Annotated in this window: 25 protein-coding genes; 6 read left to right on the top strand and 19 right to left on the bottom strand. The window is 61.1% G+C overall.

The genetic code is table 11. From position 1 onward, the window contains the following. Positions 1 to 157: 157 nt before the first annotated feature. Both CO666_RS31885 and CO666_RS31890 read right to left on the bottom strand, forming a co-directional pair. Positions 158 to 1,726 (bottom strand): peroxidase family protein, encoded by a 1,569-nt coding sequence (locus CO666_RS31885; RefSeq protein ID WP_245436907.1) that lies wholly within the window; start codon positions 1,724 to 1,726, stop codon positions 158 to 160. Positions 1,727 to 2,198: 472 nt separating this feature from the next. After that, positions 2,199 to 4,016: a methyl-accepting chemotaxis protein gene (locus tag CO666_RS31890; protein WP_097615892.1), complete on the bottom strand. Its 1,818-nt coding sequence runs from the start codon at positions 4,014 to 4,016 to the stop codon at positions 2,199 to 2,201. Between the two features lie 270 nt (positions 4,017 to 4,286). On the opposite strand from CO666_RS31890, the gene CO666_RS31895 reads away from it, so the two are divergent. Both CO666_RS31895 and CO666_RS31900 read left to right on the top strand, forming a co-directional pair. After that, the gene (locus tag CO666_RS31895; RefSeq protein WP_097615915.1) at positions 4,287 to 4,673 is read left to right on the top strand and encodes an acyl-CoA thioesterase; all 387 of its coding nucleotides are present in this window, start codon (positions 4,287 to 4,289) and stop codon (positions 4,671 to 4,673) included. Between the two features lie 19 nt (positions 4,674 to 4,692). Continuing rightward, entirely contained in the window at positions 4,693 to 5,280 is a 588-nt protein-coding gene (locus CO666_RS31900; protein WP_097615893.1) for a hypothetical protein, read from the top strand. Positions 5,281 to 5,413: 133 nt separating this feature from the next. Here CO666_RS31900 and CO666_RS34365 read toward each other — a convergent pair whose 3' ends face one another. Both CO666_RS34365 and CO666_RS31905 read right to left on the bottom strand, forming a co-directional pair. Continuing rightward, the gene (locus tag CO666_RS34365) at positions 5,414 to 5,590 is read right to left on the bottom strand and encodes a hypothetical protein (RefSeq protein ID WP_179869795.1); all 177 of its coding nucleotides are present in this window, start codon (positions 5,588 to 5,590) and stop codon (positions 5,414 to 5,416) included. A gap of 213 nt (positions 5,591 to 5,803) precedes the next feature. Continuing rightward, the gene (locus CO666_RS31905) at positions 5,804 to 6,436 is read right to left on the bottom strand and encodes a pyridoxamine 5'-phosphate oxidase family protein (protein WP_097615894.1); all 633 of its coding nucleotides are present in this window, start codon (positions 6,434 to 6,436) and stop codon (positions 5,804 to 5,806) included. Between the two features lie 97 nt (positions 6,437 to 6,533). Here CO666_RS31905 and CO666_RS31910 point away from each other — a divergent pair, with 97 nt between their 5' ends. Next, positions 6,534 to 7,523 (top strand): aldo/keto reductase, encoded by a 990-nt coding sequence (locus tag CO666_RS31910; RefSeq protein ID WP_097615895.1) that lies wholly within the window; start codon positions 6,534 to 6,536, stop codon positions 7,521 to 7,523. Positions 7,524 to 7,818: 295 nt separating this feature from the next. Here CO666_RS31910 and CO666_RS31915 read toward each other — a convergent pair whose 3' ends face one another. From CO666_RS31915 to CO666_RS31925, 3 genes are all read right to left on the bottom strand, one after another. After that, positions 7,819 to 8,991, bottom strand: coding sequence for a DUF1501 domain-containing protein (locus CO666_RS31915; protein WP_097615896.1), 1,173 nt, complete (start codon positions 8,989 to 8,991; stop codon positions 7,819 to 7,821). An 11-nt stretch (positions 8,992 to 9,002) separates the two neighbouring features. Then, positions 9,003 to 10,514, bottom strand: coding sequence for a DUF1800 domain-containing protein (locus CO666_RS31920; RefSeq protein ID WP_097615897.1), 1,512 nt, complete (start codon positions 10,512 to 10,514; stop codon positions 9,003 to 9,005). Positions 10,515 to 10,635: 121 nt separating this feature from the next. Then, a complete protein-coding gene (locus CO666_RS31925; RefSeq protein WP_097615898.1) occupies positions 10,636 to 10,983 on the bottom strand; it encodes a DMT family protein in 348 nt (115 codons plus the stop codon). On the opposite strand from CO666_RS31925, the gene CO666_RS31930 reads away from it, so the two are divergent. Beyond that, on the top strand, positions 10,982 to 12,061 hold the full coding sequence (locus tag CO666_RS31930) for an RDD family protein (protein WP_342588135.1): 1,080 nt from the start codon (positions 10,982 to 10,984) through the stop codon (positions 12,059 to 12,061). The genes CO666_RS31925 and CO666_RS31930 overlap by 2 nt on opposite strands. Before the next feature lie 78 nt (positions 12,062 to 12,139). Here CO666_RS31930 and CO666_RS31935 read toward each other — a convergent pair whose 3' ends face one another. From CO666_RS31935 to CO666_RS31965, 8 genes are all read right to left on the bottom strand, one after another. Continuing rightward, positions 12,140 to 13,390: an MFS transporter gene (locus CO666_RS31935; RefSeq protein WP_097615900.1), complete on the bottom strand. Its 1,251-nt coding sequence runs from the start codon at positions 13,388 to 13,390 to the stop codon at positions 12,140 to 12,142. Positions 13,391 to 13,655: 265 nt separating this feature from the next. Beyond that, positions 13,656 to 13,838, bottom strand: coding sequence for a GFA family protein (locus CO666_RS34800; RefSeq protein WP_245436910.1), 183 nt, complete (start codon positions 13,836 to 13,838; stop codon positions 13,656 to 13,658). After that, the gene (locus tag CO666_RS31940) at positions 13,775 to 14,062 is read right to left on the bottom strand and encodes a GFA family protein (protein ID WP_245436908.1); all 288 of its coding nucleotides are present in this window, start codon (positions 14,060 to 14,062) and stop codon (positions 13,775 to 13,777) included. Before CO666_RS31940 ends, CO666_RS34800 begins: the two co-directional genes overlap by 64 nt. A 148-nt stretch (positions 14,063 to 14,210) precedes the next feature. Beyond that, positions 14,211 to 15,020, bottom strand: coding sequence for a class I SAM-dependent methyltransferase (locus tag CO666_RS31945; protein WP_097615901.1), 810 nt, complete (start codon positions 15,018 to 15,020; stop codon positions 14,211 to 14,213). A 105-nt stretch (positions 15,021 to 15,125) separates the two neighbouring features. Next, a complete protein-coding gene (locus tag CO666_RS31950) occupies positions 15,126 to 15,377 on the bottom strand; it encodes a hypothetical protein (RefSeq protein WP_097615902.1) in 252 nt (83 codons plus the stop codon). Between the two features lie 50 nt (positions 15,378 to 15,427). Continuing rightward, positions 15,428 to 15,811, bottom strand: coding sequence for a response regulator (locus CO666_RS31955; RefSeq protein ID WP_097615904.1), 384 nt, complete (start codon positions 15,809 to 15,811; stop codon positions 15,428 to 15,430). A gap of 261 nt (positions 15,812 to 16,072) precedes the next feature. Further along, positions 16,073 to 16,438, bottom strand: coding sequence for a DUF4087 domain-containing protein (locus CO666_RS31960; RefSeq protein ID WP_097615906.1), 366 nt, complete (start codon positions 16,436 to 16,438; stop codon positions 16,073 to 16,075). A 344-nt stretch (positions 16,439 to 16,782) separates the two neighbouring features. After that, positions 16,783 to 17,568, bottom strand: a complete 786-nt coding sequence (locus CO666_RS31965; protein WP_097615907.1) for a DUF899 domain-containing protein — start codon at positions 17,566 to 17,568, stop codon at positions 16,783 to 16,785. A 224-nt stretch (positions 17,569 to 17,792) separates the two neighbouring features. Here CO666_RS31965 and CO666_RS31970 point away from each other — a divergent pair, with 224 nt between their 5' ends. Further along, positions 17,793 to 18,560, top strand: coding sequence for an adenylate/guanylate cyclase domain-containing protein (locus CO666_RS31970; protein WP_097615920.1), 768 nt, complete (start codon positions 17,793 to 17,795; stop codon positions 18,558 to 18,560). A gap of 161 nt (positions 18,561 to 18,721) precedes the next feature. Then, positions 18,722 to 19,177 carry a DUF805 domain-containing protein gene (locus CO666_RS31975; protein ID WP_097615908.1) on the top strand — a complete coding sequence of 152 codons (456 nt, stop codon included), beginning with the start codon at positions 18,722 to 18,724 and terminating at the stop codon, positions 19,175 to 19,177. Between the two features lie 72 nt (positions 19,178 to 19,249). Here the strand turns inward: CO666_RS31975 and CO666_RS31980 are convergent, their stop codons facing one another. From CO666_RS31980 to CO666_RS31995, 4 genes are all read right to left on the bottom strand, one after another. After that, positions 19,250 to 19,627 (bottom strand): hypothetical protein, encoded by a 378-nt coding sequence (locus tag CO666_RS31980; protein WP_097615909.1) that lies wholly within the window; start codon positions 19,625 to 19,627, stop codon positions 19,250 to 19,252. 223 nt (positions 19,628 to 19,850) lie between these two features. Then, complete coding sequence (locus tag CO666_RS31985) at positions 19,851 to 20,240, bottom strand: hypothetical protein (protein WP_097615911.1); 390 nt, start codon at positions 20,238 to 20,240, stop codon at positions 19,851 to 19,853. Positions 20,241 to 20,389: 149 nt separating this feature from the next. Then, entirely contained in the window at positions 20,390 to 20,623 is a 234-nt protein-coding gene (locus CO666_RS31990) for a DUF982 domain-containing protein (RefSeq protein ID WP_245436909.1), read from the bottom strand. Between the two features lie 420 nt (positions 20,624 to 21,043). Next, positions 21,044 to 21,385, bottom strand: coding sequence for a lipoprotein (locus tag CO666_RS31995; RefSeq protein ID WP_097615923.1), 342 nt, complete (start codon positions 21,383 to 21,385; stop codon positions 21,044 to 21,046). Positions 21,386 to 21,643: the final 258 nt, after the last annotated feature.

The raw sequence follows: 21,643 nt of genomic DNA on the forward strand, positions 1-21,643 counted from the left end.
GCGTTTCTCTTCGTTCGCTATGACCAGCTTACGGTGGGACTTCCACCCACAAGAGTGCGCCCATGCTGGGCGCACAACGAAAAAGGCCGGTCACCCGGCCCTTCTCGCAATTGAATTGCCGCGCCTCATCGGCGCGGCTTCATCACGCCGGATCGAGCTACCCGTTGGTGAAGTTGATCAGGTCGGCCATGGTGAAATGCCCCGCCACGGCGCCCGGCAATGTCGGGCGCCATTTCGGCCATTGCGCCAGGAAGGAATGGCGATCCTCGCGAATGAGGCCGGTCAGCACTTCGGCGACGATCGTGCCGCCGACCGGGCCAAGATGCTGGCTGTTTCCGAATATCTCCGCCTCGCGCAGAATGTAGAACCAGAGCGGCGCGTTCTCCTTGAAGATGCCGGGGTGTTCGCTCAGCAATGCGCCACGCTTCCTCTTCCTTTCGGCATCCTCGCTGTCAAACAGCTGCTCGTCCGACAGCGCCTCCATTTCCATATGGCGCGCCACCGCCTGACCGGACGGCAGTCCGAGCCGCCAGCCGCGCAGCAGGTTCAGGGCAGCGAGCGCCCTGCGGATCTTGATCGGCTCTGCCTGATGATCCGGCAGGCTCGTCAGCGGATCGACCAGCGTCGTATCGAGCTTGTAGGAGGGCTGCGGCAGTACCGCGCCGGCCGGCGGCACCCCCTCGGGGGCGACCCCGTCGAAGAAGAAGGCCCAGTCGATCGCCCAGAAGTTCGGCAGCTCGCGAAAACCATTCAAATTCGCCAGCGGATGTTCGACCACATCGGTCAGGGAGAAAATCGGAATACGATGGAACTTCGCCTTTTTCCCGTTGAAACGCTGCTCGATCGGATCGGGCTTGGTGACGATCCGGTTCAGTGAATAACTCGGCCTCACCATCGTATGGCCATATCGATACGCCGCGACCGAAAATTCGACCGGGATGAAGGCATAGCGGCCTTGCGGATTGTAGAAGCGAATATCAGGCTTTTCCCCTCTCCCGACGATGACGCGGTCATAGGTCTCCTTGCCGATGATGCGCGGCAGGAAATCATGCAGCACGATCCACTGGTAGTGCCAGCGCACGGTCTGCTGACAGAGTTCGAAATCGGCGCTCCTCAGCGTGTCCACGACCTTGTTGTGAAACCTGAGGAAGGTAGCGTGAAGCTGCGAGACGATCAGGTTTTCGTCGTTGCGCTTGTCGCCGAGCAGCGCGCGGCGGACCCCGGCAGTGTTCCTCGGCAGGTCGGGACGATTGTTTCTCGTCTTGTCGAAATCCTTGTCGTCCCCGAGCAGCAGATGAAGCTCGTCGTCATCGTAGAGGAAAGGCTGGTCGGCCGGTCCCGAGCCATAGACCGAATCCAGGTCGAGGCGCGGCGTGCGGAAATCCTGCAGGGCATCGGGATCATTGAAGCGGTCGAGCGACGAGACCGGGTCGAAAGTGATGTCGTGATCGAGAAACTGACCGAAATAGGTGAAGCCGGCAGGAATTGTCGGGTTCTCGTCTTCAGGCTCCCTTTCGTCGAGCGCGACGTCGACGGCTTGTCCCTCCTCGATTTTCTCGGCGAACTCTCCCTGGAACATCGTTTTCGCGAGATCGGTGAGCGCGTCCTCGGTAAATGCGGCGGCCGGAAGGTTGCGGAACATCCTCCCGAACCTCTGGTCGCGAACACTCGAATGCGCGACGCTATCCATGCCTCTCACTGGCGAACCATGCTTGCTGCGAGCCATTTCGGCCTCCCTTGGTTACATCAATGGAATGCGGCAGCTGTACGATGAGGGGGCAGCGATATTCGAATTCGGGGGCGACAGACGGCCATACTAAAGCGGCCGCGGCCGTGGTCCCGGACAGAAGAGAAATTGGAGAATCACGGTGGCTTCCGTTGCGATAGCTATCGCTATCTTCGAAATGCCCTACCCCTCAACTACAACCTGAATGAAGCATAACGGAAGGTAAATTGCAATTAGATTCGCTTAAGGATTGAATCTACTGCCTTTTACCAAGCACATCGGCCAGGTATATCGGCCTGAAGATCTTCGAGTTCCGCCCATCGACGATCCCCTATAGTCGAGGGGATCGTGCAGGCGATGCGATTGCGGCATCCGATCGCATGACCGCACCAACGAAAAAGAGCCGTCGCAACGGCTCTTTTTCTTACATTTCGATCCGAACAGCCACGAAGCCGTTACTGCGTTCTGCCTCTCACGCGGCCCGCGTATACCGCGCCTCGGCCCGCGGCTCCCCGCGCAGGCGGAAATTCGAAAGCAGTGTCTTCAGCTGGGTGCTTTCGTCGGCAAGGGTGCGGCTTGCAGCCGTCGTCTCTTCAACCATCGCCGCATTCTGCTGCGTCATCTGGTCCATGTGGTTGACGGAGCCGTTGATCTCGTTGAGCCCGGTCGACTGCTCGCGTGCCGCCGTGGCGATCGACACGACGTGGTCGTTGACCTGATTGACCAGCGCCTCGATCTCCAGCAGCGCATCGCCGGTCGAGCGCACCAGCGCGACCCCGCCCTCGACTTCCGTCGCCGAGCGGCTGATCAGTTCCTTGATCTCCTTGGCCGCATTGGCCGAACGCTGGGCAAGTTCACGCACTTCCTGGGCGACGACGGCAAAGCCGCGGCCCGCCTCACCTGCTCGCGCCGCTTCGACGCCGGCATTCAGCGCCAGAAGGTTCGTCTGGAAGGCGATCTCGTCGATGACGGAGATGATCTGGTTGATGCGGCTCGAGGATTCCTCGATGCGGCCCATCGCCGTCACCGCGTTGCGGACGATGTCGCCGGAGCGTCCGGCGCTCGCCTTCGTCTCGGCCACCATTTCGCGCGCCTCGTTCGCCCGCTCGGATGCGGTCTTGACCGTCGCGGTGATCTCGTCGAGCGCGGCCGCCGTCTCTTCGAGCGCCGCCGCCTGCTGTTCGGTGCGCTTCGACAGGTTGCCGGTCGCCTCGCTGATGTCGGAGGCACTGTCGTTGACGACGCGGCTCGATTCGGCGATCGCATGGATGACCCCGTTCAGCGCATCGACGGCGGCGTTAAAATCGCCCCTCAGCTTGGCATAATCCTCGCCGATGTCCCCGATCGCAACCGTCAGGTCGCCACCCGCAAGCTTTTCCAGGCCGACGCCGAGTGCCTGCATCGCGAGTGTCTGCCGTTCGGAGGCCGAACGCAGGCTCGCCTCGTTGCCGCGGCGTTCGTCCTCGATCTGCCGCTGTCTCTCGTCTTCCCGTCCGCGCAGCGCGCTGCGCTCATCGACGGAGTCGCGCAGCACCAGCAACGCCTTGGCCATCTGGCCGATCTCGTCGCGACGATCGCTGCCGGCGATCTCCACCGACGCCTCTTCGGCGGCGATCGCGTTCATCGCCGTCTTCAGCCGAGCGATCGGCACTGTGACGCTGCGCACGATGGCATAGGCGATGGCAATCGTGGCCGCCGCACCGAGCAGGCAGAGCACTGCCGCCCAGATCGCATTCTGACGATAGAGCGCGGCAAGGTCATCGGCATAAACGCCGGTGCCGACGATCCAGCCCCAGGGCTCGAAACCGGCGACATAGGAATATTTCAGCACCGGCTCATCGGCGCCGGGCTTCGGCCAGTAATAATCGACGAAACCCTTGCCGTCCTTCTTCACCTTGTTGACGAACTCGACGAACAGGAACTTGCCGGTGGGATCCTTCATCTGCGAGATGTCGGTTCCATTAAGCGCCGGCTTGATCGGGTGCATCACCATGGTGGGATGCATGTCGTTGATCCAGAAATAACCGTCGGCGCCATAGCGCATCGCGCCGATCACGTCCTTGGCAGCCGCCTGCGCCTGCTCGCGGGTCATGGTGCCCGCCTGCTCCATCTTGTAATATTTGTCGAAGATGCCGAGCGCCGTCGCCTCCATCTTCTCCAGCCCTGCCTTCCGCTCCGCTTGCAGCTCGGAATAGGAATAGTTCAGAAAGAAGACCATCGTTGCCGCGAGCACGGCAAGCGTGAAGCCGACAAGGCAGTAAAGGCGGGTGGAAATCTTGACGTTGCGCATGAGGTTCCCGGCGATTCTTACATTTAGAATTCGTCACATATTGGAACAGCTGAATTACCGGACGGTAAAGTTGGATTAGTGGGTTCTCACATAACGTTAGGTGAGATGACGGTTGCAAATTTCAACCGACTGAAATCGAACGGAATTTAAATCGCCGCGAGCTGCCATATTTGTTCCGCAGCCGGTCCTCTCACCGAAAGGGATTGGTACGGACACGGAGTTCGCCTAACCTTGGCGGCAGAATCGTATCCGGATATCGAGGGAACCTTCATGACCGACACCGCCAAGCCGAGAGGCGAACTGACGCTGCGCACACTTGCCATGCCCGGCGATGCCAATCCGGCCGGCGATATCTTCGGCGGCTGGGTCATGGCGCAGATGGACCTTGCATCGGGCATCCGTGCGGCCGAGCGGGCCAAAGGCCGCGTCGTCACCGCCGCCGTCAAGGAAATGGCCTTCGAGCTGCCGGTCAAGATCGGCGACACGCTGTCGGTCTATACCGATGTCGAGCGTGTCGGCCGCACCTCGATCACGCTGATCGTCGAAGCCTGGGCGCATCGTTCGCGTTACGCCAAGATGGAAAAGGTTACGGCCGGCACCTTCATCATGGTGGCGCTCGACGAAGAGGGCAAACCGAAACAAGTCCCCGAGGAGTGACATACCGGGGAGCGACGGCATGGAAACGGTCAGCTCGCCGGAGGTCTTCCTTCACATCAAGGTGGTGATGGGCATGGTCATCAGCCTTTCGCTCGCCAGGGTGCTGACCGGCCTTGCCGGCATCGTCCAGCATCCCGGCAAGGCGAAGGTCTACCCCGTCCATCTCGGCTGGGCTTTGTCCCTGTTCCTGTTCATCATCCATATCTGGTGGTGGGAATATCGCCTGCAGGCCGTGCCCGTCATCGGCTTCGGCATCTATCTCTTCCTTGTCTGCTTCTGCAGCCTGTTCTTCCTGCTCTGCGCCCTGCTCTTCCCGGCAAGCCTCGACGAATATGGCGGCTACGAGGAATATTTCATATCGAGGCGCAAATGGTTCTTCGGCATCCTCGCCCTGATCTATGCCGTCGATATTCTCGACACCGCGATCAAAGGCCACGAGCGCATCCTCTCGCTCGGCTGGGAATATCCCGCCCGCAACATCATTTACATCATCCTCTGCGCCATCGCCGCCTGGACCCCCAACCGGCGCTTCCACGCTGCCTTCGTCATCGCCAACCTGGTCTACCAGGTGAGTTTCATCTTCCGGCTTTATGATGTGCTGGGGTGAGGAGCGGTCGGGCGAAGCCCGAGCAATCGATCCAGTGAATCGATTGCAGCGACGAACGCCCTGAGCCCAAGCGAAGGGCCGGGCAGCGGCTCGCTTCATCCCTCACAAGACCGTAGCAAACATCACTCGGCTATTAGGCAGCAACCATCTCAAGATCGTATTTGTAAATTCCGTTTGGACCCTGCCGAGAAAGATAAGATTTAGCGGCAGACATAGCCTCTTCTGGCGTCTTGGCGTCGATGAAATTGAGGTGCCAAGGCGTTGAAAGGTGGTGGTGGTTGGCAACTCTAAAGCTTACTCGCACGACCATGTCGACCTCCAAGATATCGGCAACTGAAAAGACGTGGGGTCGGAGTAGCGTCTGATCAAGTCCTCACACACTCGGCATTAGGTAGCAGAAACCACCAAAAACGACCTACGAATATGAATTAGAAGAGAAATTCCACACAAACTTCTGAGAATGCCTGTTGTCGCGCTAGCGGCAGCCTTGCGTGAGCGCAAGGACTCAACATTCAGATGCCTCCTAATACATCGTTTTCTTGTAATCTTCCTCCAACCCCGCATCGATCTTTTGCATCTCCTCCTCTCCCGGTGCCCCCGTCGTTTCATCCAATATCATCTTGATCAGTGAGGGCATCTGTCTGCGATCCTGATGGTGAGTTGAGTCCCAAATATGCGATCGCCTGAGGGCCTTTGCGCAATGCAGGAAGACCTCGCGGACCTGCACCACTATCGCAAGAGTGGGTACGCGGCTGTTGACCGTCATCGTTTCCAGAAGGGCCGGATTCGTGGCTATTCGTGCCACTCCATTAACTCGCAGGGTGTCGTCGAAGCCGGGAATCATGAACAATAGTCCCACGGCAGGATTTGCTACGATGTTGGAAAGGCTGTCCAATCGGTTGTTCCCCGGACGATCCGGAATAGCCAACGTTCTGTCGTCCAAAATACTGACGAAGCCGGGCGGGTCGCCGCGCGGGCTCACATCGGCCCGGCCGTTCAGGTCCTGCGTGCCCAAGCAAAGGAACGGTGAACGTCGGATAAATTCTTGCGCGTGGACGCCAAGAGTTTCTTGTATCTTCTGAATAGCAAGGTCATGCGTCGCCGAGTAAAGTCTGCGGAGCGTTTCTTCGCTGTTGATAAAGAATTCGGGCTCCATGCATCACTCCTCCAAGATATCTCGTATTTTGCAATCAATCAAATGAGGTACGTAAGTCATTTCGTCAAGTGCAGTTAAGCCACGAACGGACACGACCATGAAAACACGCAAAATCGGCGATCTCGAAGTCTCCGCCCTCGGTCTCGGCTGCATGAGCATGAGTTCAGCTTATGGCCCGCCTGCCGATGAAGGCGACATGATCCGGTTGATGCGCACCGCCCATCAGCAGGGCGTGACCTTGTTCGACACGGCCGAAGCCTATGGCCCTTTCGCCAATGAAGAGCTTGTCGGCAGGGCGCTCGCGCCGATCCGCGGCCAGGTGGTCATCGCCACGAAATTCGGCTTCGATATCGATCTGCAAACCGGCGAACGCCGCGGCGGCACCAACAGCCGTCCCGAGCATGTCAAGGCGGTTGCCGAGGCCTGTCTGCGCCGCTTGAAGACCGATCGCATCGATCTGTTCTACCAGCACCGCGTCGATCCCGACGTGCCGATCGAAGAGGTGGCCGGCGCCGTCAAGGATCTGATCGCAGCCGGTAAGGTCGGACATTTCGGCCTGTCCGAAGCGGGCGTTCAGACCATCCGTCGCGCTCATGCCGTCCAGAAGGTGACGGCCGTCCAGAGCGAATATTCGCTCTTCTGGCGCGGCCCCGAGACCGAACTGCTGCCCGTCCTGCAGGACCTCGGCATCGGCTTCGTGCCCTTCAGCCCGCTCGGCGCCGGCTTCCTCACAGGCAAGATCGACGAGAACACCAAGTTCAATGCGAGCGATTTCCGCAACAGCGTGCCACGCTTCTCACCTGAGGCGCGCAAGGCCAACTTTGCGCTCGTCGACCTGATCAGGCGGATCGGCGATCGCAAGGGCGCAACCCCGGCGCAGATCGCCCTCTCCTGGCTGCTCGCGCAAAAGCCATGGATCGTCCCGATCCCGGGAACGACGAAGCAGCATGGGCTGGAAGAGAATCTCGGGGCTGTCGACATCCACCTTCTGGCCGACGACCTCGCCGAAATCGACACGGCCCTCGCCGGCATCGAGGTTCAGGGTGAGCGGCTGCCTGAGGCAGCGCTGAAGATGACCGGCCGGTAGGGTCGACTTGGCGGATGTCGGAGCGTTTAGCGACGAACGCCTTGAGCGCAACCGAAGGGCCAAGTAGCGACAGACACTTACCTCTCCTCATTCCTGTGCTCGTCACAGGAATCCAGCCACGGCGCGTCTGCGCCGTGAATAACAGTCATCCGCGTAAAGGCTCTCTCGCGCCCAAAGACTTGGGCGCACTGGATTCCTGTGACAAGCACAGGAATGACGGAGGAGAGGTTGTGCCTCCAGGCCCTTTGCCAGCTCAAGCCGTTCGACGCTGCTCCTGGATTGATTGCTCCCACCCTCACACCTTCAGAAACTGCGACCCCTTATCAAACCCCAGCCCCGGAAAGATCTTCCCCGTCAGATCATCCGCACCGACATCAAACTGCCGATACAACATCGCAGCCGCCACCTCGCGCACGTCGGCGGTCGGCATCAGGTCGCGGTCGTCGAGCAGCTGGCCGTCGCCGAGCCCGGGCCAGCGGCCGAGGATGCGGCCGCCGTTGATGGCACCGCCGGACAGCACGGCGCAGCCACCGGTGCCGTGGTCGGTACCGCCGGAGCCGTTCTGGCGCACGGTACGGCCGAATTCGGTCATCGCAAGCACCACTGTCTTTGACCAGATCTCCGGCCCGAGCGTCGCCTTCAGCGTGTTGATCGCCTGGGCGAGATCCTCCGCCGGCCGTTTGAACTGGCCGGCCTGGCCGATATGCGTGTCCCAGCCTGTGATGGAGAAGCTGGCGATGCGGTAACCGCCCTTCAGCATATTGGCCGCGAGCGCTGCTACATCGGCCGTCTTCTCGCCGCGCTGACCGTCCGGCTCGACCATCATCGAGGCAGCGTCGGCGCGCGTCGCCTCGGCAAGTGCGGCCGCAAAGGGCGGATCGCCGGCATAGAGCCGCGCCAGAAACTGCATTTCGTCGCGCGCCGGCGCCAGATTGGAATCCGAGGCCCAGACGTCGACATCGTTCGGCCCGGAGAGGATCAGCTCCGTCGAGGTGTTGACGTCGATCGCCTTGCGCGCATCCGAACGCGGGATGACGGCAAGCGCCCGGTTCAGCCAGCCGGTCCTTTCCTCGGCGACATGCTCGCCGCCCGATTCCAGCATGTCCTGCCCGTCGAAATGGCTGCGCTGATCGCGATAGGGCGTCGAGACCGCATGCACAAAGGCGAGCTCCCGGCTCTTCCAGAGCGGCATCAGGTCGGCAGCGGCCGGATTGAGACCGAAATGCCCGTCGAGATCGAGAAGTCCGGTGTCGGGCGTCAGCGCCAAGGTCGGCCGGAGCGCAGCAAAACCGGCATCGCCATAGGGCTGCACCAGGTCCAGCCCATCCATCGCGCCGCGCAGCACGATCGTGACGAAGCGGTTATCACCCGGCATCGCGGCGAAGGTGACGGGCGTGAAGACGGGCGCGGCGGCAAGACAGCAGGCGGAGGTGAGAAAACCGCGGCGGGAGGGCGAGATCCTGTTCATATGGGAAACTCCTATCGACGGTTGAATTCGGGCGATGCCAGCACCAGGGTCAGTCCGCTGATCTTGTTCGGCGCCTGCGACACAACGCGGATCGTCTCGTCGCGCGCCGCATCGGCAAGCGTCGATTTGAGGAACTCGCGCGGATCCTCGTCGCGGCCGAACTGCGCTGCGGCCCGCCTTGCCCAGGCCAGCCGCTCAGCGAGCTGGCTGCCGGTGATCCAGGCGGAAAAACCTTCCTCGAAACCGGCGGGGCTCGGCGGCAGCCAGATCGGCTGGCCCATGCGCTTCAGCGCACCCTGCCCCAACGCCCGCGCCGTCCGGAAAGCCTTGAGCCGCTTGTCCCTTGCCTCGCCGGCGGGATCTGTTGTCACCGGCGCTCCGGCCATGCCGGGCGTATTCGCTGCCATATCGCCCTCCTCCGTGCCCTGCTGGTTGGCGGCCAGGAAGCTGCCGACGACGCCATTGACCGGCCCCGCATTCAGCGCCCTCAATCCGGCGACGACGTAGTCGAAAGGCTGGCGCGCCTTGGCGCCCTCGTCACGCCAGGCGGCGGGATGGTCGAGCATGGCGGTATAGACGGCGGTGAGATCGCCGTCGGTCTTCTTCCAGGCCGCGGCCATATCCGACACCATGCCCTCGTCGGGCCGGTCGGAGACGAAATGCACCGCCAGCTTGCGGCTGATATGGGCGGCGGTCTTCGGGTGGACGGCGAGATCGTCGAGCATGTCGAGATAATCGTCGCGCGAGCGCTTGCGCCCGCCATAACTGACGCCCAGCACTGCATGCGTGCCGGGCTCGGAAATATTCGGCCGGAATACGATATCCATCTCTTTACGGTCGACGGTGAGGCCCGTCAGCACCATGGCCGCGGCGGTGACATCGGCCTGGGTATAACCGCTGCCGGCGCCGAGCGTGTGCAGTTCCAGCAGTTCGCGGCCGAGATTTTCGTTCAGCCCCTTGTTGCGTTTGATGCCGCCGGCCGAATCCGGGCCGAGCGAATCCGCCTGATCGAGATAGATCAGCATGGCGGGATGGGCCGTGGCGCTGCGCAGGAGATCGCCGAACCGGCCTGATAGGAACGGCCGGATCGCCTCGGCCTCGTAGAGCGGCACGATGAGGCGCATCGGCAGGCTTTTATTGGCGCTGGTGGAGAAATGATCGGTCCAGAAGGTCGCCAATCGCTCGTAGAAACCGTAGGGCGACAGCACCGCCTGCATCAGCCGCAGGTTCGTATCGTGCTGGAACTGCTGCTGCGCCTGGCGCTGCACGCCCTTGCGCATATCGCGCCGCACCGGATCATCGGTCACCGTCTTGGCATCCTCCCGGATCTGCCTCAGCTGGGCCTGCAAGCTGAGGATCGCCCGGTGGCGCATGTCGGGACCACCGAGCGGAAAGTCCGGCGTCGCCGCCAGGCCCTCGGCAATCTGGCCGATCAGCTCATCCTTGCTCTGCGGCGGCGCATCGCCCGGCCGCAAGCCATAACCGAAGCGGATCGCCGCCATCGTCGGGAAAGAGAGGCTCATGGCCGGTCACCTCCTGATCACTGGATAGTGACAGGCTGACAGCAGATTGCGACGGGAATCTGCAGGAAATACGGCGATATCGAGACATGGACAATTTGTAATCTATTGAAAAGCCTCGCGTTTACGCCCTGAAAATGAAGGATGCTCCGATTGCGATGAGCGCGAAACCGATCGCGTGGTTCCAGGTCAGGTTCTCGCCGAGCCAGAAGATCGAGAAGCCGGCAAAGACGATCAGCGTGATCACCTCCTGCATCGTCTTCAGCTGCGCCGTCGTATAGACCGCCGAGCCGATACGGTTGGCCGGCACCGCCAGGCAGTATTCGAAAAAGGCGATACCCCAGCTCACGACGATGGCGAGAAAGATCGCGCTGCTCTTGTGCTTGAGATGCCCGTACCAGGCGAAGGTCATGAAAATGTTGGAGGCAAACAGCATGACGACGGGCCAGACGGCGGCGGGAGAAAAGGACATGGGGTCACTCGCGGCTGTGGAGGGAATAGTTGAACCGGCAAGATACCGGCGGGCTTTACTAACACGCTATCGTTCGGCGGCAAGTCCCAGGGCACGGACCGATCGTCTCACGCCCACCGACGGGAAGACAAAACTGCCGATCATCAGAACGCAAAAGCGCCGTATCAATATTCGCGAAATTTGCTACTTCATGTTGAGAGGATTCTCAGCGCCTCGCGGCATCGATCTATCAGGGGAGCATATGGACTATACAGCCGAGATGCCGCAATCCATTGCTTTGCCTCCCCGCTACTTCTGGCGACGCCTTGCCGCCTTCGCCCTCGACATTCTCATCTTTCAAGCGGCTATCCTCATAGCGGTCCACTACATTTCGAAGACCTTTCCCGAGGGGTCCCATTTTACCGACAAGGTCTCCATGAAGTGCGCAGAGGGAGTGCCAGATCAGCTTGCAAAGCGAATCGACGCAGGCTGGCCGCTGAAGACAAACGAATTGCGCAGCAACCAGATCTGCGAAGAGCGGCAATTTGGCTTCGGAAAGCAAAGATATCTGAAGATCATCGTCGAGATGGAACCATGGGACTACGTGACGCCCACTCAAGTGCTGACAATCCCTCTGGACGCAGATGACAACCCGGTGAACAAGGCGGTACCGGCATATTCCGACTTCCTATCAGGCATAGTAAATACCGCGCTGATCGCGCTGGCTTGCGCCTGCTTTTCCGCGAATGGCCGCCGCACATTCGGAAAGGCGGTTTTCTTCCTGAGAGTCCAATCCGCCGATGGAGAAAATCCCGACTTCGGCACCGCGTTTAAACGGGAAATTCTAAAATTCAGCCCGAACCTGGTTTTCAGTGCTGCCATTTTTGCAATCTCGCTGTTTCCGCCCCATCCGACGCAAGATTTCGACGCATTGCTTGGCATATTCCACAGCGGATACGTACCTTCGAACAGTCGAGCGATTGCGCCTTACGCCCTCTGGACAACAGCCGCCATAGCTTGGTGGCTCGTCCCATTCATGGAGTGGAAGGGACAGACATTTTACGATCGCATCTGCGCCTGCGAGGTGGAGAGCGCCTGAACGGCATCCGTGATCAGACGACAAGACGAGAGAAAGGCCGCCGACATCCGCCGCCGGCCTCTTGAACCACAGGCAGCGCTAGATTCGCATCGCGCCATGCGGCTCCTCGGCCTCCTCCGTGCCGAAGCGGACATCCTTCTTCTCATAGCCGAAACCGGCAAGAGCGGCGGCGACGAGCGCCACCACAGCTGCCACGATCAGCAGCGCATAGGCGTAGTCGCCGTCCCAGCGGGCCGCGAGCCCCGCCTGCAGCGTCGCATTGCCCGAGGCGAGCAGATTGCCGAGCTGGTAGGCGAAGCCCGGGAAGGTGCCGCGCACCTCGTCCGGCGACAGCTCGTTCAGATGCACCGGCACGATGCCCCAGGCGCCCTGGACGAAGAACTGCATCAGGAAGGCGCCGATGGCGAGCAGCACCGGTCCCGGCGCATAGGCCCAGAGCGGCGCGATCGGCACGGCGATCAACGCTGCGGTGACGATCGCCCGCTTGCGGCCGATCCGCTGCGACAATGCCCCGAAGAACAGCCCGCCGCAGATCGCGCCGATATTGTAGACGATGGCGATGGCGCCGACCGTATAGCTCGAATAGTTGCGCTGAGTTTCGAGGAAGGTCGGATAGATATCCTGCGTGCCGTGGCTGAAGAAGTTGAACGCCGTCATCAGCAGCACCGCCCAGATGAACAGCGGCATGTTTTCCCGCAGCACCGTCAGGAATGGCCGGCGTCCGGCGGCCTGCCGCTTCAGGAAGGCCGGGCTCTCCTCGACATTGCGTCTGATGTAGAGCACCAACAGCGCCGGCAACGCCCCGACGAAGAACATGCCGCGCCAGCCGATGACGGGAAAGAGCAGGAAAAACACCACCGAAGCGATGAGATAGCCCGAGGGATAACCCGCCTGCAGGATGCCGGAGACGATGCCGCGGCTCTCCTCCGGCACCGTCTCCATCACGAGCGAGGCGCCGACACCCCACTCGCCGCCCATGGCGATGCCGTAAAGCGCCCTGAGAACCAGGAACATGGTGAGCCCGGTGGAAAAGCCGGTCAGGAATTCGAACAGCGAATAGAGCAGCACATCGGCCATCAGCGTGATGCGCCGCCCATAACGGTCGGCCGCCAACCCGAAGATCAGCGCGCCGAGCGCCCGCATCGCGAGTGTCAAAAAGATCGCCACCGAGACGGCCGGAACGTCGGTATGAAATTCCTCGGCGATATATTTGAGAACGAAGACGAGAATGAAGAAATCGAAGGCGTCGAGCGTCCAGCCGAGATAGCTGGCAATAACGGTGTTGCGCTGTTGCGGCGTGAGCAAGCGCAGGCTTTCCAAAGCGGACATATGAATTCCTCCGTCCGAAAGCGGCGGCGAGGCGGGCAATTCCGGATGCCGTCGGAAGGGGTGCCCGAAACGGGCGGGTTGCGCTGCCTGGAACTGCGGTCGTAGTCCGGGGATAGCGGCACGGAACGTCAGCGATACTGCCCTTGTTCCATCACGGTCAGCGTGATCGGGGGTGCGTTATGTCGCACCCCGACAAAAGGCGCTGACAACCGCCGTGCGTTTACGAGGTCAACGATGACTTTTCGACGGCCGATTCTCGGAGAGTTCAATTTCCGGGATGACGCTCGATCGCCTCAACGAGGTCGATCCAATGCGGACGGCTGTCCCACCAGTGGACATGATCCGGAGCGGGAAAGGACGGATCGGCGAATGTGCCGCCCGCGATCAGGACAGTGCCGGGAAGATAGGCTCCGGATTTCGAAAATCCGCCCCACCGCAGATCGGGCAAAAAGCTTTCATCACGTCAGGCATGGTATCGCCTTGCGGAAACCATACGGAATAGCCTCCCGAGATAACCCGGACATTTTCCTCGAGGAACCACACATTGTGTCCAAGCACGCTGCCCGAGGCACGCTGACAACGCGTGCAAGTGCATATGTGGTCGTGCACAGGGTCGCCGTCGACCTCCAGGGAAAGGGCGCCGCAGGGACATTTCGCATGAAAGACGGGCATCTAAACCAATTCCGTGTTTACGACGGCTGTCGATCCTATGGTGCCTGAATCGACAAAGTCCATCATAATTGCAAAGCCCCCGGAGGCGATTCATCTGCGTCGAGCGGGATGAGCGCCTCATACCTCAATCGCAGCCTGCACACGGCGCTTAGCCGCCCTCCGGCACCCTGCCCCGGCACGCCCACGCCACCGACGCGAACGACCGCGGCCCATCAGGCTCGCCCGCCTCGTAGGCCGCCCGTAAGGCGGCATCGGCGGCCTTTCGCTTTGTCGGCTCCAGCCCGGCGACATATTTGCCGAGCGGCCCCTCGCCGGCGGCGATCGGGTCCCAGTAGTCCGCAAAGGAGGTATATTCCATCCGGATCAGCAGCGACGTCTCCTCGACGTCTGCCAGGCCCGCAGCGATGAAGCTCTGCTTCATTTCCCCCGGCCGCATCATCGGCTGGAAGCAATATCTGCGCCGCAGCGGCAGCGCGTTCTCATCGAGCATGACCACCGTATCCCACATCATCCGCATGCCCGACATGCCGCCGTAATGGTCCCAGACCGTGGCCGCGACGACGCCATCGGGGCGCACCACCCGGCGCATTTCGGACACCGCCTTGCCTGCCTCCGGCACGAAATGCAGCACCAGCAGCGACATCGCCCGGTCGAAGCGGTTATCTTCGAAGGGAAGCGCGCAGGCATCGGCCTGCTGGATCGTGATCCGCGGATCGGTATTGCGCCGTTTCGCCGCCTCGACGAAGATAGGCGAATAGTCGATGGCGGCGATTTCCCGCAGGCTCGGCCTTTCCGCCAGCGCGAACGCCAGGCTGCCGGTACCGCAGCCGACGTCGAGAACGCGATCGCCATCCGCCAGACCGGCAAAATCGATCAGCAATGGCGCCAGCCTCCTGCTCCATCGCCCCATCAGCCGCTCGTAACCATCCGCACTTTCGACATTGAAACTTGATGGCATCGAAACCTCCCCTTCAAGGACGACGGTCTGTGGTCAAACAACTAGGCTTCTCCGGAGACTATGCAAGCCATGCACCGTGGCCTGAATAGCGCGACGGCAGCCGCCTCACTGCCAGAGATAATCCGGCCCCGTGCTCTGGGCCGTCAGCTTGAGCGTCCCGTCGGGTTGAACGACATAGGTCTCGAAGACGCGGTAGCCGAAATCGCCGAGAAACGTATTCTTGACCACCATTCCCGGACGATACGGCGAATGGACGACCTTTCCGCCATAGGTCAGGCTCCCCGGAATGGGTTGCGGCTCGCCTGAATTGGCACAGGCCGAAAGGCTGAAGAGAGCGACCATGAGCGCGTGCTTCACAGGATATTTTCCTCCGGAAGGCGTCGATGGCCGAACGCGGCCGATCTTCGCTATGATAGCGCAACCTTGCTTCGGCCGAAATCCTTGCGTCGGGCCGCCTCTGCCCGCGAGAGTGCGCCGGCGATCCTCTCGTCGGTGAAGGGCTTGGAGATCACGTCGAGCGCGCCTTCGATACCGTGACCGACATTCTCGGGACTGCCGGTCACGAAGATGACGTCGACCCGATGGCGGTCGATCAGCCGCCGCGCAAGCTGGGCGCCGCTCATTCCGTCGGCGAGACCGAGGTCGACGAGGGCGACATCGCTTCTCTGCGCATGGGCGAGAGCCTGCTCCACCGTCGAGACCGGCCCGATCGTCTGGTGACCGGCCTCTTGCGCAATGCGCTCGAGTTCCAGCGCGATAATATTCTCATCTTCAACGATCAGGACCTTCATGGATCATCTCCTGCCACAAGCAACCGGGCCACCGGGCACACCGCCGGCAACCAGGACAACGCAACTTCCCCTCGAATGTTTCCAATCCAAAAGATATGCGTGCTGAAATGGTAACCGAGCTCTTGCATCATCGGCGCTGCCGTTCGATGCAGCGCTCAAACACCGTTCCGATGTTGAAGTTCCAGCCGCGCCCTTACAGCGGACCCGCTTTTCTGCTTGCACGTCAGGGATATGAGGTTGAGCGCCGGGCGAGCTGCCCGGTCACTGATCCTTTTCGAGGAACCAGCGAATGGCGGCATCGCTCCGGCATCGGGAAAGCGGCAATTGCCGCACGGAATGAATGCGGCTGATCCCTCCCTCGCCATCCATATCCACGTCCATGCAGGCGCAGGCATAGCCGTGCGTGGCATTGGTATAGACATATTCGCCGGCCGTGAGGTCGGGGATCTTGTCCATTCCTTCGGCCTTGTAGCCGCTGCCATTCTCCATGATGATCCAGCCGCCGCCGGCATCCATGAGCGACCAGTTCGCTGTCGAGGGATTGTCCAGCCAGCCGCAGCGCCTTTCGGCATGCGCCGCCGCCGGTGCGAGAAGCATCATCAAAACAAACGCATGCAATCTGGTCATCGCCCCCTCCGCGTCGCCGGCCACTATGCATGGTCGGTGGCCGGCAAGGCAACTGGGGTAATTTCAGATCTCTGACCTCTTTCCATCATCGCGCCAACTCGTCAGCCCAGCCACCCGCCCCCGTCCTTCGAGGCTCCGGCCCTTGGCCTCCGCACCTCAGGATGAGGGCTAGTCGGTGTGCCGAGCCGCGGGGATGAGGCCACCCGCGCGTCACCGTCTTTCTGTCCGCGAGGCCGCGAGCTCTCTCCAGCCTCATCCTGAGGTGCCCCGCAGGGGCCTCGAAGGACGAGGCTGGCCACCATATCATCGCGCCAACTCTCAAGCCCGCCCACCCCCAGCGCGGTTCACGATTTTGACTTTGCGCTTTCCTCCCGAAAAGCCGCCTCGCCGGCGTCGGAGACCTCGACCCATTTCTTGTCGGGCTCGGCGTCGGCGACATAGGAGTCGTTCCAGTTCCACCACTTGTAGGTCGGGGTCTGGGGATAGCCCTCCGGCGAATCCTCCCAGACTTCCTGGCGTCCGAGCGGCGTGATGTCGAGGTAGTTCCAGGTGCCGCCCATTTGTTCGTCGCCGCGGTTGTTGACGAAATAGGTGCGGAAGATGCGTTCACCGTCGCGATAGAACACGTTGGTTCCGTGCCATTCGTCGACACCGAAGTCCTTGTCGAAGCTGTCGGTGATCGTTACCCATGGATGCGTCCAGCCCATCCGTGCTTTCAGCCGCGCAATATCGGCCTGCGGCGCGCGCGAGGCGAAGACCAGGGTGGTGTCGCGGGCGTTGAGATGGGCGACATGGGCAACTTGGTCGGCGACCATCGAGCAGCCGCGGCAGGCATGCTCCGGCCAGCCGAAGACACCGGGCTCATAGAAGGCGCGATAGAGGATGAGCTGGTGTCGTCCTTGAAACAGGTCGCGCAGGCTGACCCTGCCCTGCGGTCCTTCGAATGCGTAATCCTTTTCGACCGCCATCCACGGCATCCGCCGGCGCTCGGCGGCAAGCGCATCCCGGGCGCGGCTCTGGGCCTTTTCCTTGACGAGCATCTGCTTCCAGGCAGCCTCCCAGGCTGCCTCCGACACGACCGCAGGCTTGTGCATGGCCGGCTGGCCGCCGTTTTGAGCTGTTGTGGTCATTTTGAAATCTCCTGATTGCGGTGAATGCCCGCGCCTCGCCAGGCAAAGCGCGCTGACGTCCGCTGCTTGTCACTTTTCACTGTTGCGGGAGATAGTCTGGCAGCGGATCTCGGCCAGTGGGAGTAACAAGTGTGGCGCTATTCATCTGCCGCCTTGGAGAGTTGCCAAAAGCAGGCGAGTATCGGAAGCTTGTTCTTTGGCTATCAGGCGACGGATTGTTCGATATGACGACAGCCTCTTCCAGTGAGCCGGCCAGGCACGGCAGCGCCAGGATCTGCCGCGGCTGCTGGGACCAGATGCATATGCCGATCCCGATCGGCGGCCCGCTCGCGCTTCCCTTCCGCGCCTTCGGCATCACCCGCAGCAAGATGAATCCCGATATCTGCACGATCTGCGAGCGCTCCTTCCAATACGTCAAGAAGCAGCGCCAGATCACCGTCGACGCCACCATCCTGTTTGCCGATATCAGGGGCTTCACGGATCTGTCCGAGCGCATCGAGGCGCTACAGCTGAGCGAGATCGTCAGCCTGTTCCAGGATCGCTGCGCGCAAGCGATCTGGGCGCATGACGGCATCGTCAACAAGCAGATGGGCGACGGCCTGATGGCGATCTTCAATTTCCCCATCGTCCGGAAGGATCATGCCGGCGCCGCGATCCTGGCCGCACAGGAGATCCAGCGCAACTGCGCCGCGGCCCTGAGCGGCCTGACACTCGACGCCCTGCCCGGCCGCTCCCTCGGCGTCGGCGTCGGCATCCATTCCGGCGAGGTCCAGATCGGCGAATTCTCCAGATTCCGCAGCGATTTCACCGCAATCGGCGGCGTCGTCAACCAGGCGGCAAGGCTTGAATCCCAGGCAGCGGCCGGCGAGATCCTGGTCTCGGCGGAAACCGCCGCGAAGGCTCCCGACCTCGCGGCCGGCGCCGAAACCCGCATGCTGGCCCTGAAGGGCATCGAGCAGCCGGTGCAGGCACGGGTACTGGTCAAGCCCTGAGTGACGGCGATTGCGGCCTGCTCAAAGCATCATCCCGCCGCCACCCTGGCAGCCGCAGCTTCTCACGCTGTGATTGCGAAACATATTCGAATACCAGCCGGTTAATCCTCCGGAAACAAACATCGCTTATCTCTAAGCTGTTCTAACAGCTGGGGTATCTCATGGGCGGTTTTTCTCTGTTTCACTGGCTGATCATCTTGATCCCGGTCGGCGTGGCATTGTTCTTCGTCTCCAGAAAGCCGCTGGTTGGGCCGAACCGCTTCGGCGGCCGGCCGCCGGCCATGGGTTTCGGCCAGGCGATTGGAAGCTTTTTCAAGAACTATGTGAACTTCAGCGGCAGAGCGAGCCGATCGGAATTCTGGTATTCGGTACTCTTCTTCTTTCTCGTCGCCATCGCTTTGCTTGTCGTGGATCGGAGCGAAACCTTGAGCTGGATCTGGTCGCTGGCCACGTTTCTTCCGGGGATCGCCGTGGCCGCCCGACGCCTTCACGACATCAACCGAAGCGGATGGTGGCAGCTTCTTGGACTAGTACCTCTCATTGGATCGGTCGTCGTGCTCGCATGGTACTGCAGGGCGTCGACAGTGGATGAGTCCAGGGAAGCCGTCTTTGCTTGAGCAAAGTGTGAGAATGGGCCTCGCGGACTGCGGGATACGCAGTCCGCTTGGAGACCGCCTCCCGCCTCTGCCTCAGTACTTCATGTTCCGCAGTTCCGGAAAATCATAGTAACGCAGCCGTTCGTCGTGGCAGCGATAATCGTCCTTTTTCAGGTACAATATCATGTCGTGCTGCAAGCCGAGACCGATATAGGACCAATTTGGGTAGGCACGTTCCGTCGTACGCGTGCAATAAGCATAGATCTGCTTTTCCGGATCAAGCAGAACGACGCTTGATATCTCGGCCTTGACGAAGTTCCCCGCTTTGATGGTTCCCCGCAGAGCGTCGACATACTCGTGTCGAACCGCGTTGGAGGGCGGACGCTGGGAATCTGCAACGGATTGCGCCACCGGCGTTTGGCAGCCGGCCAGTGCCAGCAGGGCAGCGTAAGCAAGGAATTTAATCTTCATTTAGTTGAATCTCCTATTTCGACGTCGATAGATCGGCGTTTTCCAAAAGGCGATGGCTGCAGCCATCGGCACCACAGCCTGTGCTTCGAGACTCCGCCCCGCAGGCTGTGCACCTCCGTATGAGGAAGGTTGGAGGATGCCGTGCCCGCGACGCTAAAAGCATGTCGCGCCGCCCCTCAACATAGCCTCAAACGGCGACGCCGCCGCAGCCCTCGCTCTTTCGTCAGGTCTTCATGCCGTTCATCTCAGGAAACGGGTAGTAGCGCAGCCGCTTGTCGTGGCAGCGATCGTCGTTCACCGTCGCCCCCAGGATTTTTCCATCTGTGAAGGAGACGCCGAGATAGGCCCAGTCTCCCCAGCCGCGCTTGGGCACTATCCGCACACAATAAGCGTAGATCTTCTTCTCGGGATCGAGCAGCACCACGCTCGAAATCCGTGCCCAGACGACTTCTCCCGCTTCGTGTCTGTAAGTTCTCTTGAACACGATGTTGACGAAGTTCTGCCGGACGTCACTCGAGGGAGGACGCTGGGAATCCGCAACGGATTGCGACACCGGCGCATTGCAGCCGGCGAGAGCCAGCAACGCGGCGCAAACAAGGACTTTCATTTTCATTCAGCTGAATCCCTAAAAGAATCGGCGCGCAATTAACGCTGCCTATTCTTACAAACACAGCGAGAATAATATTTGCAATACATCACAGGAATATTGTTGCGGCTGCGAGATGCCGGCCGCGTGACGTGGATATATCAGCGTCGACGCATCTACACTGAGGGGTTCGAAACAGAGCTTCCGGCCGCATCTTCATCATCGTCGTTGATCGCCACCCCGGCTTCCAGCGCCGCCAGGATAAAGGCCTGCCGCACCGTCTCGGCCGGCATGCGCCCGGCAAGCCAGGCACGGCAGAAATCGATCGCCCGCTGCTGATGGACGCCGCCCTTGACCGGCCAGTCGGAGACGAGCGCGTAAAGCGCATCCTGCGGCGAGCGGAGAACCATTCGTTCGCTGCTATCGAGATCGATGGAGATCGGTTTTTTCCAGAAGGCGGAATGGTCGCTAATGGCAGTCGCACCTGCAGCTGAATTGACAGGGAACTAACTGCGGGAGAGGCGATTCCGTTCCAGTACGGCTGGACGGAGGCCGCTGTACGCCCTGCGTACAAGAGAGCCTCATCCTGAGGTGCCCCGTAGGGGCCCCGAAGGACGAGGCGGGTGCGCTGACGTTTCATGCATGCAAGGAGCACGCTGCGGCGCGTGCTTCGAGGCTCCGCCCTCTCGGGCTGCGCACCTCAGCATGAGGGACCTTGGAGCACGCCGCCGCGGCTAGTTACGGCCGAGGAATGCCGCCAGCGCCCAACAGAGCCTCGCCCCGAGGCACCCCGCCAGGGACCTCGAAGGGCGGCGCGGGTGCGCCGGCTGTCAATTTGGCAGCTTGCAGCCCTTGCTCATACCAGCGGACTGCATGGCCGAGACCTTGCCTTTGGATGCGGCAATTTCTCCTTCCTTGTCTCCCCCGGCGACGCTGCCGATGGGAACGCCGACGAGAAAGACACCGAAAGCATCGCCGTTCGCTGCGCTGATCTGCTGCTTGGAAAGATCGTCGAGCTTGGCTTTCTCTTTCTTGAGTTCCGCGGCGAGCGCTTCGCAGCTCAGGTTCGTATAGGCCGCCATCGGAATATCGACCTGGACGATGGCGTCAGGACGTTTGGCGCAGCCGGCAAGTGCCACGGTCGCCGCGAATGCAATGATGATCTTGTTCATGAATTTTTTGGTCCCCAATTCCCGCAGCAGCTGTAACATCGCGGCGCGCATTGCGGGAGGCGGCCCGGCTTTCAACCACAGACTTTTATTTGCCGGGGAATGGGAACGGGGGCGCGGCTTCAAACTCCCTCATCCCTGTGCTCGTCACAGGGATCCAGCGCGCCCAAGTCCTTGGGCGCGGGAGACTTTTTCAACCGTCGTATAGAGTCATTCACCGCGCGGACGCGCGGTGGCTGGATTCCTGTGACGAGCACAGGA

Source organism: Rhizobium chutanense, assembly GCF_002531935.1.
Classification (GTDB): domain Bacteria; phylum Pseudomonadota; class Alphaproteobacteria; order Rhizobiales; family Rhizobiaceae; genus Rhizobium; species Rhizobium chutanense.